This window comes from Streptacidiphilus sp. MAP12-33, assembly GCF_041261265.1.
In the GTDB taxonomy this organism is placed as follows: domain Bacteria; phylum Actinomycetota; class Actinomycetes; order Streptomycetales; family Streptomycetaceae; genus Streptacidiphilus.
On the sequence record NZ_JBGCCA010000006.1, the window covers coordinates 191,027 to 203,833 of the forward strand.

The 12,807-nt window shown below is 71.0% G+C and carries 12 protein-coding genes; 4 read left to right on the forward strand and 8 right to left on the reverse strand.

Translation table 11 applies throughout. From position 1 onward, the window contains the following. Positions 1-126: 126 nt before the first annotated feature. The 3 genes from ABH931_RS09035 to ABH931_RS09045 all read right to left on the reverse strand — a co-directional run bounded on the left by ABH931_RS09035 (position 127) and on the right by ABH931_RS09045 (position 3,350). Positions 127-1,005, reverse strand: a complete 879-nt coding sequence (locus ABH931_RS09035; protein ID WP_370111625.1) for a carbohydrate ABC transporter permease — start codon at positions 1,003-1,005, stop codon at positions 127-129. Position 1,006: 1 nt separating this feature from the next. Next, positions 1,007-1,978, reverse strand: a complete 972-nt coding sequence (locus ABH931_RS09040; RefSeq protein WP_370111626.1) for a carbohydrate ABC transporter permease — start codon at positions 1,976-1,978, stop codon at positions 1,007-1,009. A gap of 100 nt (positions 1,979-2,078) precedes the next feature. Further along, entirely contained in the window at positions 2,079-3,350 is a 1,272-nt protein-coding gene (locus ABH931_RS09045; RefSeq protein ID WP_370111628.1) for an extracellular solute-binding protein, read from the reverse strand. Between the two features lie 536 nt (positions 3,351-3,886). On the opposite strand from ABH931_RS09045, the gene ABH931_RS09050 reads away from it, so the two are divergent. Together ABH931_RS09050 and nagA are read left to right on the forward strand one after the other, a co-directional pair. Then, the gene (locus tag ABH931_RS09050; RefSeq protein WP_370111630.1) at positions 3,887-4,816 is read left to right on the forward strand and encodes an ROK family protein; all 930 of its coding nucleotides are present in this window, start codon (positions 3,887-3,889) and stop codon (positions 4,814-4,816) included. Then, entirely contained in the window at positions 4,759-6,006 is a 1,248-nt protein-coding gene (gene nagA, locus ABH931_RS09055) for an N-acetylglucosamine-6-phosphate deacetylase (RefSeq protein ID WP_370111632.1), read from the forward strand. Before ABH931_RS09050 ends, nagA begins: the two co-directional genes overlap by 58 nt. 69 nt (positions 6,007-6,075) lie before the next feature. Here nagA and ABH931_RS09060 read toward each other — a convergent pair whose 3' ends face one another. Together ABH931_RS09060 and ABH931_RS09065 are read right to left on the reverse strand one after the other, a co-directional pair. Next, positions 6,076-7,044, reverse strand: a complete 969-nt coding sequence (locus ABH931_RS09060; RefSeq protein ID WP_370111634.1) for a CBM35 domain-containing protein — start codon at positions 7,042-7,044, stop codon at positions 6,076-6,078. A 175-nt stretch (positions 7,045-7,219) separates the two neighbouring features. Continuing rightward, positions 7,220-9,004: a diguanylate cyclase domain-containing protein gene (locus ABH931_RS09065; RefSeq protein ID WP_370111636.1), complete on the reverse strand. Its 1,785-nt coding sequence runs from the start codon at positions 9,002-9,004 to the stop codon at positions 7,220-7,222. Positions 9,005-9,288: 284 nt separating this feature from the next. Here ABH931_RS09065 and ABH931_RS09070 point away from each other — a divergent pair, with 284 nt between their 5' ends. Beyond that, entirely contained in the window at positions 9,289-9,834 is a 546-nt protein-coding gene (locus ABH931_RS09070; protein WP_370111690.1) for a flavin reductase family protein, read from the forward strand. Positions 9,835-9,981: 147 nt separating this feature from the next. Here ABH931_RS09070 and arfB read toward each other — a convergent pair whose 3' ends face one another. Then, positions 9,982-10,425: an alternative ribosome rescue aminoacyl-tRNA hydrolase ArfB gene (gene arfB / locus ABH931_RS09075; protein WP_370111638.1), complete on the reverse strand. Its 444-nt coding sequence runs from the start codon at positions 10,423-10,425 to the stop codon at positions 9,982-9,984. Between the two features lie 44 nt (positions 10,426-10,469). Between arfB and ABH931_RS09080 the strand changes: the two genes are divergently transcribed. Beyond that, positions 10,470-10,955, forward strand: coding sequence for a hypothetical protein (locus ABH931_RS09080; RefSeq protein WP_370111639.1), 486 nt, complete (start codon positions 10,470-10,472; stop codon positions 10,953-10,955). Here the strand turns inward: ABH931_RS09080 and ABH931_RS09085 are convergent. Continuing rightward, positions 10,912-11,544, reverse strand: a complete 633-nt coding sequence (locus ABH931_RS09085; RefSeq protein WP_370111640.1) for a GNAT family N-acetyltransferase — start codon at positions 11,542-11,544, stop codon at positions 10,912-10,914. The genes ABH931_RS09080 and ABH931_RS09085 overlap by 44 nt on opposite strands. Before the next feature lie 9 nt (positions 11,545-11,553). After that, positions 11,554-12,798 (reverse strand): hypothetical protein, encoded by a 1,245-nt coding sequence (locus ABH931_RS09090; RefSeq protein WP_370111642.1) that lies wholly within the window; start codon positions 12,796-12,798, stop codon positions 11,554-11,556. Positions 12,799-12,807 lie beyond the last annotated feature (9 nt).

Genomic DNA, 12,807 nt, shown 5'->3' on the forward strand with positions numbered 1-12,807 from the left:
CGCGAAACGCGCCGAATTTTCCCATCATTCATGAATTCCCCCACGAAGTATTTCCCGTTGCAGCCCGCGAGAATAGCGAAAGGACGGCTGTTCGGGCGAACAGCCGTCCTTTTCCCACGTTTCGGGCTACTTCACCGACCCGGCCGTCAGGCCGGAGGCGACCTTGCCCTCGATCAGGGCGAACAGGATGATCACCGGGATCGTGGCGATCACGGAGGCGGCGAAGAGGTGCTGCCAGTCCGTGGCGTACTCGCCGACGAAGTTGGAGATCTTGACGGTCAGGGTGCGCGGACCGGCCTGGGTGGTCAGGGTGAGGGCGACGATGAACTCGTTCCAGGCCGCGATGAAGGTGAAGATCAGCGCAGTGACGATGCCCGGGGAGGCCAGCGGCAGGATGACGCGGAACATCGCGCCGATACGCGAGCAGCCGTCGACGATCGCCGCCTCCTCGATCTCCTTCGGGATCGCGGAGAAGTAGGCGTTCAGGATCCACACCGCGAAGGCCATGTTGAAGCCCGCGTTGACCAGGATCAGCGACCAGATCGAGTCGATCATGTTGAACTGGACGAACTGCTGGTAGATGCCGACGATCATCGCGGTCGGCTGGAACATCTGGGTGATCAGCACCAGCAGCAGGAAGATCCCCTTGCCGCGGAAGTTGCGGCGCGCCGTGTAGTACGCGGCCGGGATCGCGACCAGCAGGACCAGGGCCGTGGAGCCGAAGGCGATCTCCAGGCTGGTGCCGAGGTTGGTGCCGAGGCCGGTCGACCAGATGTCGGTGAAGCTGGACAGCGTCGGGTGCGCCGGGAAGAGGTTGCGGTCGTGCAGCTCGTTGCCCGGGCGGATCGCGGTGACCACCATCTCCAGGTACGGGAGAAGGAAGACCACGCCGATCAGGTAGGCGCCGCCGGCCAGGGCGACGGTGCGCAGCGGGGGGAGCCGGCGCGGGGGGCGGGCCTTGGCGGCGGGGGCGGCCGGGGTCGCGGGGGCGGTCAGGGTGGTCATCTCAGTCCTCCGCGGAGTTCCACCGGGACGCCCGCAGGAAGAGCAGGACGACCACGATGATGAAGCCGAAGTTGACCACGGACATCGCCGCAGCCTCGCCGATGCTGGTCTGCTGGGTGTTGTACATGAACAGCGTCGTGGTGGAGGTCTGGTTGCCCGGACCGCCGCCCGTCATCTCGTAGATGATCGGGAACGAGTTGAAGACGTTCATGATGTTGATGAGCGCGGCCACCAGCAGGGCCGGGCGCAGCAGCGGCAGGGTGATCGACCAGTAGGTGCGCACCGCCCCCGCGCCGTCCAGTCGGCAGGCCTCGTAGACGTCCTCGGGGACCGCCTGGAGACCGGCCAGCAGCGCGTAGGTGGTGAACGGCACCGAGACGAAGATCGCGACCACGATCTCCCAGATGAACGCCGGGGTCTGCTGGGAGAGCCAGTTGACGCTGTTGTAGTCCTTCATGAAGCCCAGGTCGTGCATCAGCACCAGGATCGTGCCGTTGCTCGGGTTGAGCATCCACTTGAAGACGATGGAGGTCATCACGACCGAGGCGGCCCACGGCGCGATCAGCATCCACCGGGCGAACTTGCGCCCCGGGAACTGCTTGTTGAACATCTGGGCCACGCCCAGCGAGATGAGGATGGTGAGGCCGACCACGGCGACCACCCAGATGACGGTGCGCATCAGCACCCCGGGCAGGTCCGGCTCGTCGAACAGCCGGGTGAAGTTGCCCCAGCCCGCGCTGCCCTGGTCGAAGCCCATGGAGTCGAAGTGCTGACGTGAGGTCAGGAACATCGAGACCACCGGCCAGATCACCACGAAGAGGATGAGGCCGGTCGCGGGCATGAGCCACGGCAGGGGGGCGAGCGCGCGCAGCACGCGTCGGCCGCCGCCGACGGGCCGGACGCGGGCGCGCGGCCCCGCGTCGTCGCTCCCGGGTGCCGGCTCCAGCAGGCCGGCCTGGGTCGATTGCGTCATGGTCTGCTCCATCGCGTACGCGCCGCGAGGCCGGCCGGCGGGGGCACCCGCCGGCCGGCTCTCCCGGCTGTGCGTTCTTGGCCGATCTGGGCCGGGCGGATTACTGGTTGCTGGTGGCGAACGTCTGCAGGCTGCCCAGGACCGAGGACGCGTTGTCGGACGCGGCGGTGCCGAGGGTCTGCTTGAGCTTGGCCAGCACCGTGTTCCAGTTGGTGTTGGACGGGTAGACCACGGAGTTCGGGACGTTCTGCAGGAAGCCGGCCGCGACCGGGTCCTTGGCGGAGAGCGCCGCGGAGGCCGAGGTGGTGGCGGGCAGCAGGTCGTACTCCTGGTCGAAGGAGATCTGGTTCGCGTCGGAGTAGACGAAGTCCAGGAACTGCTTGATCTGGTCGGCGTGGCCGGCCTGCTTGAAGGCGACGACGTCGTCGTGCACGCCCAGGGTCTGGGTGAGCGGGGCGCTCTTGCCCGGCATCGGGACCACGCCGTAGTCGGAGGTGGTCAGCTTGCCGTTCTTGACGATGTCGGGGATCAGCGCGCCGGAGCCGCCGACCATGCCGACCTGGCCCGCCGAGAAGGCGTCCCACATCTGCTGGCGGTTGGTGCTGGCCGGGCCGGGCTCGGTGGCACCGGACTTGATCAGCGTGTTCAGGAAGTTGAACGTCTCGATGTTGGCCGGCTGGTTGATCGCGTACTTGCCGGTCGAGTCGACGTAGCCACCGCCGTTGCCGAGCATCCACAGGTAGGACTCGCCCTGGGCCTCCTCGGGACCCAGCGGCAGGCCGTAGCCGATGTTGCCGCCGCCCAGCGCCTTGATCTTGGTGGCGTCGGCCTGGATGTCGGCCCAGGTCTTCGGCGGGTTGGCGATCTTGGCGGCCGCGAACAGCTTCTTGTTGTAGAACAGGCCGCGGGCGCTGGTGGTGAACGGGGCGCCGTAGGCGGTGCCGTCGGTGCCGTCCTCCTGCTTGGCGAAGACCGGGATCAGGTTGCTGACGGTGTTGGCCGACATGACGTCGGTCAGCTTGTACAGCAGGCCGTCGGCCGCGAACTGCTGGGGCGCGTCGCCCTCGAGGATGTCCGGGTACTGCTTGTCCTGGATCATCGTGGCGACCTGGGCCCAGTTGGTCCAGGCGATGGTCTGCACCTGCACGGTGATGTTCGGGTGGCTCTTGTGGAACGTGTCCGCGAGGCCCTGCCAGTAGGACTGGGTGCTGTTCGAGGTGCCGGCGGTGCCGTAGTCGGCGGCCAGCAGCTTGATGGTGACGTTGCCACCAGTGGAACCGGAGCCGGAGCCGGTGGAGGAGCTGCTGCACGCCGAGAGCGACAGAGCACCGGCGACACCGATTGCTGTGAGGGCAAGCAAACGACGCTTCAAGAAAACCAACCGCCTTCGCAAAGTTTGGAGGACGTGAGGAGGGAGGTCGGCGGAGGTGGGGGCACCGCCGGCCGGCCGAGTGGACCCTGCCGTCCCGGTGTGACGGTCAGTCTGGCCAGCTCCCGCTCAAGAGGTCTACACCATTTACCGAAAAGCTGGTTGTCGTTGCATCCTGCGCAACGACAATTCGGACAACAATTGAGAAACTTCGCCGATCGTCGAGAACTTTCCCCCCACCAGGTCTCCCTCAGTGACCATGGGGGAAGTTCTTCGAATTGTTTTCCCGAAGGATCTTGCCTAATCAGCCCCACTCTCACCTGCGCTTCTACTTGGTCTAGACCACAAAGGTCCACACCACTGCATGTGCGCAGGTCAGGGACCACAACCAGCTTTGGCTACGCTGCGTAACCGAACATGGCAAATCGGGTACTCTATGACATAGTGCCCGGTCACCACCGCCGGGTTTGGTCATGGACCAGACCAATCTGCAAACTGGACTAGACCTCTGCCGCTCGAACGAGGGAGACTGCTGCGTCGTGAAGCACGTCATCGCTCTCGATGTCGGCGGGACCGGCATGAAAGCCGCGCTGGTCGCCCCCGACGGCACGCTCCTCCACGAGGACCGCCGCCCCACCGGCCGCGAGCACGGCACCTCCGCCGTGGTCGCCGGAATCCTGGACTTCGCCGCCGAACTGCGCGACGAGGGACAGCGGCGCTTCGGCGAGACCGCCCAGGCGGCCGGCGTCGTGGTACCCGGCACCATCGACGAGGCCGAGGGGGTCGCGGTCTTCTCCGCCAACCTCGGCTGGCGCGACCTGCCCATGCGCAAGCTGCTCGGCGAACGGCTGGGCGTCCCTGTCGCGCTCGGCCACGACGTGCGCACCGGCGCACTCGCCGAGGGCCGGCTCGGCGCCGGACGCGGGGTCTCCCGCTTCCTCTTCGTCGCACTGGGCACCGGCATCGCCGGCGGCATCGGCATCGACGGGAGGATCGAGGCCGGCTTCCACGGCAACGGCGGCGAGATCGGCCACGTCATGGTGCGCCCCGACGGGGTGCCCTGCGGTTGCGGTGCGCGCGGCTGTCTGGAGACCATCGCCTCCGCGTCCGCCGTCGGCCGCGCCTGGGCCACCGCCTCCAACGACCCCACCGCCACCGCCGCCGACTGCGCCCGCGCCGTCGCCACCGGCGACCCGCGCGCCGTCGGGGTCTGGACCGAGGCGCTCTCCGCGCTCGCCGACGGCCTGGTCATGGCACACACGCTGCTGGACACCGGCACCGTCATCATCGGCGGCGGCCTGGCCGAGGCCGGCGACACCCTGTTCGCACCCCTGCGGGTCGCGGTCACCGAACGTCTCTCGTTCCAGATGCCGCCCGCGCTCGTACCGGCGATGCTCAAAGACACCGCCGCATGCCTGGGCGCGGGACTCCTCGCCTGGGACCTGCTCTCACTGGAGGTGACCGCGTGAGCAACGCGGAGCGCACTGTGCTGACCGGGGCCAGGCTCGTCCTGCCCACCGGCGTCGTCGAGAACGGGAAGATCGCCGTCGAGAACGGCGTGATCACCGAGATCGCCGCGCCGGTCACTCCCCCGGACGGTGCAGCACCCGCCCTCGACCTCACCGGCTACACCGTCGTCCCCGGGTTCGTGGACATGCACGTCCACGGCGGCGGTGGGGAGTCCTACCACTCCGGCACCGCCGAGCAGGTGATCAAGGCCGCGCGCACGCACCTCGGGCACGGCACCACCACGACCATCGCCTCCACCGTCACCGGCGAGATCGACGACCTGTGCCGCCAGGCGTCGATGCTGAGCGAGCTGGTCGAGGACGGCGTGCTGGCCGGGATCCACTTCGAGGGCCCGTTCATCAGCATCAACCGCTGCGGCGCCCACGAGCCGGACCTGCTGCGCGACCCGGATCCGGCGGTGGTCCGCAAGCTCGTCGACGCCTCGCGCGGCGCGGCGCGGATGGTCACCCTGGCCCCCGAGCTGGAGGGCGGCATCGAGTCGATCCGGATGCTGACCGAGCGCGGCGTGATCGCCGCGATCGGCCACACCGACGCGTCCTACGACAAGACGCTGGCCGGTGTCGACGCGGGCGCGACCGTGGCGACGCACCTGTTCAACGCCATGCCGGGCCTCGCGCACCGGGCCCCCGGCCCGATCGCGGCGCTGCTGGAGGACGAGCGGGTCACCGTCGAGCTGATCGGCGACGGCGTGCACCTGCACCCCGCCGTGGTCGACCTCGCCTTCCGCGGCGCGGGCGCCTCGCGCGTCGCGCTGGTGACGGACGCGATGGACGCGGCCGGCTTCGGCGACGGCGACTACATGCTCGGCCCGCTGGCGGTTAAGGTCCGCGACGGCGTCGCCCGCCTCGCCGAGGGCGGGTCCATCGCGGGCTCGACGCTGACCCTGGACGTCGCGTTCAAGCGCGCGGTGACGGTCAACGGCCTGCCGCTGGACACCGTCAGCCGGATGCTCTCGTTCAACCCCGCACGGCAGCTTGGCCTTTCCGACAAGCTGGGCTCGCTGGAGACCGGCAAGCGGGCGGACCTGGTGGTCCTGGACGCGTCCTACGACGTCGTCGCGGTCATGCGCGAGGGCCGCTGGGCGGTGGGCGCGGACAAGCTCAAGGACCGCGTCCCGGTCACGAACTGACGCCCGGACAACGACTGCGGCCCGCGCCCCTTCGAGGGGGCGCGGGCCGCTTCGTTCACTGAACGCGCGTCAGGACCAGGGACGCGTCGTCGTGCTCTGGTTCAACGCCATCTGGTCGACGTTCACGCCGGGCTGGCCCGGGATGTCCGCGAGGCCGATGGAGTTGGCGCCGGCCTTGAGCGTGACGTTGACGTACGAGCTGTACCAGGCCTTGCCCCAGTCGTTCTCGTGGTTCCAGTTGGAGAAGCGGATCGGGTAGGAGGTCACGCTGCCGTTCACGACCACGTTGGTCCGCGCGTCCGCTCCGGCGTTCGCGTAGTGCACCCAGAGCACGTAGGAGCCGTCCGCCGGGACGGTGACCTGCCAGGTGACGCTCTGCCCCGCGCCGGTCAGCGGCACGAACTTGCCGCCCGCCGCCTGCGCGCCGGGGTGGTCGCTCTGCGGGGCGGCACCCCCCGCGAGCTGCGCCGTGGCCGCGTCTGCGGGGCCGGGCAGCGCCGCCGAGGCGGAGGGGGGCGCGGAGGCCGACGAGCTGTCACTCGCGCCCGCGCTGGCCGAGGTGGAGGAGCCTGCGGCCGAGTTGGTCTTGCCGGTGCCGCCGTTGAACAGCGCCATGCCGATGCCGATCGCGACGGCGGCCACCACGGCCACCGCGCCGATCATCACGCCGCGCGAGCTGCCGCCGCCGGAGCCCCCCGCCGCGCGGGACGCGGCGCGGCCGCCGCCGGCCGGCGGCTGGGCCTGCTGCGGGACGCCGTACTGCTGCGTCTGCTGGGCCTGCTGGCCGTAGCCGTTCTGCTGGCCGTAGGCGGGCTGCTGAGCCTGCTGTCCGTAACCGGGCTGCTGGCCGTAGGAGTTCTGCTGGCCGTACTGGCGCCCGCCGACCTGGGTGGCCTGCTGGTACGAGGTGCGCGGCACACCGGGCATCGGCTGCGTGGGTGCGGCACCGCCCTCGGCGCCGTCCGAGCCGTTCTCGGCCCGGTACAGGTACGCGAACGGGTCGTCGTCCTCGGGCACGCCGTTGTTCTCGGCTGTCATCGAGTTCTCAACTCCCGAGTCGTGATCCGTGGATATACGTGCATGGTCGGCTCTCGCGCCCGGAGTACCGCACCACAGGCACGCGTATCCACCGCACACTACCCCGACCGGGTGACACGACGGTAAGGACGGAGTGCAGGAGGACCCGGTTCCACTAGCCTACGGCGGCCTGCGGTCAGCCCGCGCGACGGTGTGAACGGCCGCCACCACCGGCGCGGGCGCGCTTCTCGACGTACATGAGTTCGTCGGCGGTGTGGACTACCTCGTCGGTGCTCATGCCGCAAGCGGCCCAGCCGATGCCTATGCTCACGCCGACCCGCAGCGTGCGGTTCTCCCAGCGGATCGGCGGGGCGATCGCCGTGCGCAGCCGGTCCGCGAGGTCCTTGGCGCGGGCGCGGTCGACGCCGTCGGCCAGGACGACGAACTCGTCGCCGCCCATCCGGGCCACCGTGTCGCCCTCGCGCACCGCGTGCTGGAGACGGCGGGCCACCTCGATCAGCGTCGCGTCGCCCGCCGCGTGACCGTGACGGTCGTTGATGCCCTTGAAGCCGTTGAGGTCGCAGAAGAGCACCGCCAGGGCCCGGCCGCCGGCGGTCGTGCCCGCCTCGTCCGGCGGGACGGCGTGGACGTGCTCGAAGCCGGCCGCGTCCGCGGCCGCCGGGTGGCCGTAGGGGTGGCCCCGGCCCGCGTCGCCGCCCGGGCCGCCCGTGAGCGCCCCGGCCAGGCCGCCGTGGTCCGCGAAACCCCCGTGGTCGGCGTAGCGCTCGTCCGACCAGCCCAGCTCGGCGGCGGCACCGGGCAGCTCGTACGGGTCGTACCCGCCGAAGCCGCCGAGGCCGCCGGGACGCTGCGCGACGGCCGGGAGCGCGCCCGGGTGATCGCACAGGCGCATCCGCAGCCGGGCCTTGAGCTCGGCGGCGTTGGGCAGGCCGGTCAGCGCGTCGTGGCTGGCCCGGTGGGCGAGCTGGAGCTCGTGGCGCTTGCGGTCCTCGATGTCCTCGACGTGGGTGAGCAGGTACGTCGCCCCCTCGACCGCGTCGGAGATCACCGAGTTGCGCAGGTTGACCCAGAGCCAACCGCCGTCGCGGCGGGCCACTCGCACCTCGGCGCGGCCGTTCTCGGTGGCGATGCCGCGCAGCCGCCCGGCGTCCTCCGGGTGCACCAGCTCAGCGAAGGAGTGCCGGTGCAGCGAGGATCTGGAACGGCCGAGCAGCCGGCACAGGGCGTCGTTGACGCGCGTCAGCCGCCCGCGGGACTCCCCGTGCAACTCGGTGATGGCCATGCCGCTGGGCGCGTACTCGAAGGCCTGCCGGTAGCTCTCCTCGCTGGCGCCGAGCGCCTGCTGCTCGCGCTCCAGGCGGATCAGCGCCCGCTGCATCTCCGCGCGCAGCCGCGCGTTGCCGATCGCGATGCCCGCCTGCTGGGAGAACATCTCCAGCGCCTCGCGGGTCCAGGGCCCCGGGCGGCGGCCGTTGCGCGGCCGGTCGACGGAGAGCACGCCGAGCAGCTCACCGCCGAAGCTGTACATCGGGGCGAGCAGCATGTCGTCGGGGTGCCAGGCACCCTCCGTCACGTAGCCCACGCCACCGCCCCACAGGGGGATGTCGACGGGCCTGGCCCAGCCGCGCTCCTGCGGCAGGAAGACCAGGCTCCCCCAGGTGTCGCCGGCGTTGAGCAGCCGCGTCCAGGACTCGCGGGAGCCGATCTGCCCGAGCAGGCTGTTGATGCCCTCGTCGGCCTCGCCCTCGACGCCGACCTCCCAGACGGCGGCGACGACGAGATCCCCGTCCGGCCGGACCATGTTGACCACGGCGGTGTCGAAGCCGAGCCCGGTGACCGCTCCCTCGACCACGGCCTGGAGGGTGCCGGCGAGGCTGCGGGCGGCGTTGAGGTCGGCGATGACGCGGTGGAGGGTGCGCAGGGTCGCGAGACGGACGTAGGGCTCCGGCTCGGTGTCCATCGCCTTGCCTCCCTCCCTCGACCGGCCCGCGTGCAGATGGTCGGACTGCCAGACAAACTGAATCACAGGGTGCACACCGATCGACACTCTGGGTCAGCAAATCGATGCCACTTGTGACTCAACTCACACGCCTGACGTGTGTAATCCTTGATCGAACCGGAGCGCTTCCTGTTCCCCACCCGCAACGTGAGCAATCAGACGCCCGTCCTAAGCCCATGGTCCGATGCGAGCCGGGGGCGAGCGCAGATAGCGTGCCTTACGTGTACGACGCCGCAGCCACCGCCATGACCTCCGTCTCCGCCGCCACCGACGCGCTGGGCGGCCCTGAGGCCTCCCCGGAGGAGTTCCGGGCCGCCCTGGGCCAGCTCGCCTCCGGCGTGGTCCTGGTGACCGCCCATGACCCCGAGGAGGGCCCACGCGGCGAGGACATCGGCATGACCGCGACGGCGTTCCTCTCCGTCTCGCTCGAACCCCCCATGGTCCTGGTCTCCGTCCGCGAGGACTCCCGGATGGAGGAGATCCTCTCCCGCGTCGACCGCTTCGCGGTCTCCGTCCTCGCCGCGGACCAGCGCACCACCGCTGCGCGCTTCGCGATGAAGGGCCGCGTCAGCGACCGCCTGCTGTTCGCCGAGGTGCCGCACACCCGCGGCGCGGCGAGCGGGGCCCCGCTGGTCACGGGCGCGCTGGCCACGGTCGAGTGCCGCACGGTGGACCGCATACCCGCCGGCGACCACATCCTCGTGCTGGGGCACGTCCTCCAGGCCCGCGTCGGCACCCCGACGGGCGGCCCTCTCGTGTACTTCCGCGGCCAGTACCGGCACTTGGGCTAGCTTCCGCTCCCGCAGGCAGTCGCACCAGGCCAGGGCCGCGGGGCTCTGCCGATGTGCGGCTCCGCCCCCAGCCTTCGGCCGGGGGATTGTCGCGCCCCGCGGCGGAGCCGCTGATCAGCGCAGCCCCGCCCGCTGACGGCCGCGCCGTCAGAAGTCGCGGACGTTGCCGCGGGTGCGCTTGCGATCGGCGGTGCGGCGTTTGTTCTCCAGGCGACGCTCGATCATGCCCCGGCTGGGCTTCGTCGCGCGGCGGGCACGCGGCGGGGGTGCGACCGCCTCCGCGAGGATCGCGGACATGCGGACCGCCGCCGCCTCGCGGTTGCGCCACTGCGAGCGGTGCTCCGAGGCCCGGACGACGAGGACGCCGTCCACGAGCCGGCCGGCGAGGTTGCCGAGGGCGCGCTCGCGCCAGACCGGCGGGAGCGCGGCGCTCGCGGCCAGTGGGTAGCGCAGCTCGACCTGGCTGTCGCTGGTGTTGACGTGCTGGCCGCCGGGGCCGGAGGACCGGGAGAAGCGCCACTGCAGCTCGGCGTCGGGTACGACGACGCCCCGGACGCTGACGGCTACAGGGTTCACAGACATGGGACCCATGATCCCGCTGCCCGCCACCTGCGCGCGAGGGGTTTAATCAAGGGGTGATCGAGCTCGGCTACTCCCTCTCCCCCCGTTTCCCCGACCCGCCGCAGACGGACTACGCGACCGCGCCCGCGCGCTCGCTGCGGCACGACCTGTTCTGCGGGGACGTGTTCGTCGAGGGCGAGGGCGGCCTGGACCTCTCCACCCGGTGGGGGTGGGTGCCGGTGCTGGACTTCGCCTGGGCGCTGTGCGACATCGTCGAGGAGCTCGACAGGGTGCTGCCGGGCCTGCGCATGCCCCGCGCCGAGCTGGACTTCACCGAGTCCACCGACCTGCTGCGCTTCTCCCGGCGCGGCGACTGGGTCGAGCTGCGCGCGGAGTGGATCCGCGACGAGCGGCCGCTGGTCGTGGACCACGCCGAACTGCGCCGTGAGTCGCGGGACTTCCTCCAGGACCTGCTCGCCGACCTGGTCGACCTGCACGACGACCTGGACCACAACCTCACCTTCTGGGAGCTGAAGTCCCGTTACCCGCGGGTGCCATGAGCGTGCTGCGCCCCAGCACCACCAGGTACGCGGTGGGCCGGGCCAGCTCCTCGAAGCCGAGCCGGTCGTAGAAGGCGCGGGCGCCGTGGTTGGCCGCGCCCATGCCGAGGTGGACCCGCGGCACGCCGCGCTCGCGCAGCGCGGCGAGGAGGGTGCGCATCAGCTCCCGGCCCAGGCCCTGCCCCTGGGCCTTCGGCAGCAGGTCGATGTGCAGGTGCGCGGGGTAGGCGTCGAGGCCGGGGACGAGCATCGCCTCCGGGTGGCGCAGCTCGTGACCGCGGCCGTCGCCGTCGTCGGGGTAGCGGTCGACCACGCCGGGGAGCCACTCGGCGAGGTACCGGGCGACGAAGCGCGGGGTGTCGGCGGTGCCCAGCACGTAGCCGAGCGCCCGGTCCTCCCCCTCCGGGTCCGCCACGACGTAGGCCAGTCCGGGCTCCTGGGCCAGGTAGGGGCCGACGAAGATGTCGGGCAGGATGCGCGGATCGGGGTACGACGAGCTCGCGTCCGCACCGTTGTCGCCGGTGCGGACGCAGATCTCGTACAGGTCCTCCCGGTCGCCCGGGCGGTACGGGCGGATGCTCAGCGGCATCCGTCCAGGCTAGCCCAGCTTGGTCCAGACGGGGTTGGTGACCAGAACCCTGAGCTCCTCGATGCTGAGGACCGGCTGGGCCCGGTCGGCCGCCGCGCCCTGGCGCGGGGCGTTGAACTCCATGGCCACCACCCGCTCACCGCTCGGACGCAGCAGGTCGACGACCCACTGGACCGCACCGGAGCCGCCCTTCTCCGCCGGCTCCTGCCGGACGGCGAGCCTGCTGCCGTCCGGCAGCACGGTCGCTCCGGAGTACAGCTGGGAGATGAGGGAGGGATCGTTCGGGTCGAAGTGCTGCACGTTGACGCCGATCAGGCCGACACCAAAGTGGCCGTCGGCCAGTTGCTCCTGGGCGTAGCCGTCCTCGGTGTCGGCGTGCAGACCGCGGACACTGCGCGGCAGCAGCATGTTGATGGTCTTCACGATGGTGGCCCCGTCCGGGCCGTAGCCACCGGGAGCGCGGACCGGCTTCGGCACCGGGAGCGCGGCGAGCAGCGGCTGCCAGGCCGTGCTGGTGACGAGGGTCCTGAGCTGGCCGGCGGAGAGCGGCGGCGTGGCCCGGGTGACCGGGGAGCCCTTCTCCGCCGCGGAGTTCCACTCGTCCACGTCGATCTGGGAGCCGTCGGCCTTGATCAGGGTGGCGTGCCAGTCCTTGGTGCCGGTGCCCTTGGCCGGGTACTCGTAGCCCTGGTCGATCAGGAGACGTCCGCCGCCGGGCAGCCGGTAGGTGTGGCAGACGTCGTTCGGCGTGTACGCGGGGTTGGCGCAGCCGGGCTGGTTCGTCGCGTTCGGCGGGTTGTGCGTCAGTTCCACCTCGATCTGCGAGGCGCCGTGGCCGTCGTCGTACACGAGCGCGGCGTTCGGGGCGAGGAGCTGGCCCCCCGGCAGGTACCAGCGGCCCGAGGCGTCAGTGATCTTCGCACCGCCGGGCAGCAGCCGCTTCAGCGTGTCGATCATCTGCGCGGACCGGTCCGGTCCGGCGGCCGGCTTGGCGTGGGCGGTCAGCGACATCGACGGCCTTGCCGCCGGCCCGGCGACACCGTCGGCCTTGGCGGTGCTGAGCAGGGACGGCACCAGCGCGCCGCCGACGGCGACGAGGGCGAGGGCCGCGGAGCCGCCCACGACGGCGGTGTTGCGGCGACGACGGCGCTTGCGGCCGTCCGCCACACCGCCGTTGACGAGGCCGGTGAGGTCGCGGGGGGCGAGTTCCTCGCCTGTCTCGCGCAGCGAGCGCGCGAGCCGGTCTTCAAACATCTCTTGCCA

Excerpts from the sequence above, each read along its gene's own strand:
- ABH931_RS09060 (WP_370111634.1), bottom strand. The coding sequence starts at position 7,044 with ATGACAGCCGAGAACAACGGCGTGCCCGAGGACGACGACCCGTTCGCG.
- ABH931_RS09035 (WP_370111625.1), bottom strand. The coding sequence starts at position 1,005 with ATGACCACCCTGACCGCCCCCGCGACCCCGGCCGCCCCCGCCGCCAAG.
- ABH931_RS09065 (WP_370111636.1), bottom strand. The coding sequence starts at position 9,004 with ATGGACACCGAGCCGGAGCCCTACGTCCGTCTCGCGACCCTGCGCACC.
- ABH931_RS09040 (WP_370111626.1), bottom strand. The coding sequence starts at position 1,978 with ATGACGCAATCGACCCAGGCCGGCCTGCTGGAGCCGGCACCCGGGAGC.
- ABH931_RS09090 (WP_370111642.1), bottom strand. The coding sequence starts at position 12,798 with ATGTTTGAAGACCGGCTCGCGCGCTCGCTGCGCGAGACAGGCGAGGAA.
- ABH931_RS09070 (WP_370111690.1), top strand. The coding sequence starts at position 9,289 with ATGACCTCCGTCTCCGCCGCCACCGACGCGCTGGGCGGCCCTGAGGCC.
- ABH931_RS09085 (WP_370111640.1), bottom strand. The coding sequence starts at position 11,544 with ATGCCGCTGAGCATCCGCCCGTACCGCCCGGGCGACCGGGAGGACCTG.
- arfB (WP_370111638.1), bottom strand. The coding sequence starts at position 10,425 with ATGGGTCCCATGTCTGTGAACCCTGTAGCCGTCAGCGTCCGGGGCGTC.
- nagA (WP_370111632.1), top strand. The coding sequence starts at position 4,759 with ATGCCTGGGCGCGGGACTCCTCGCCTGGGACCTGCTCTCACTGGAGGT.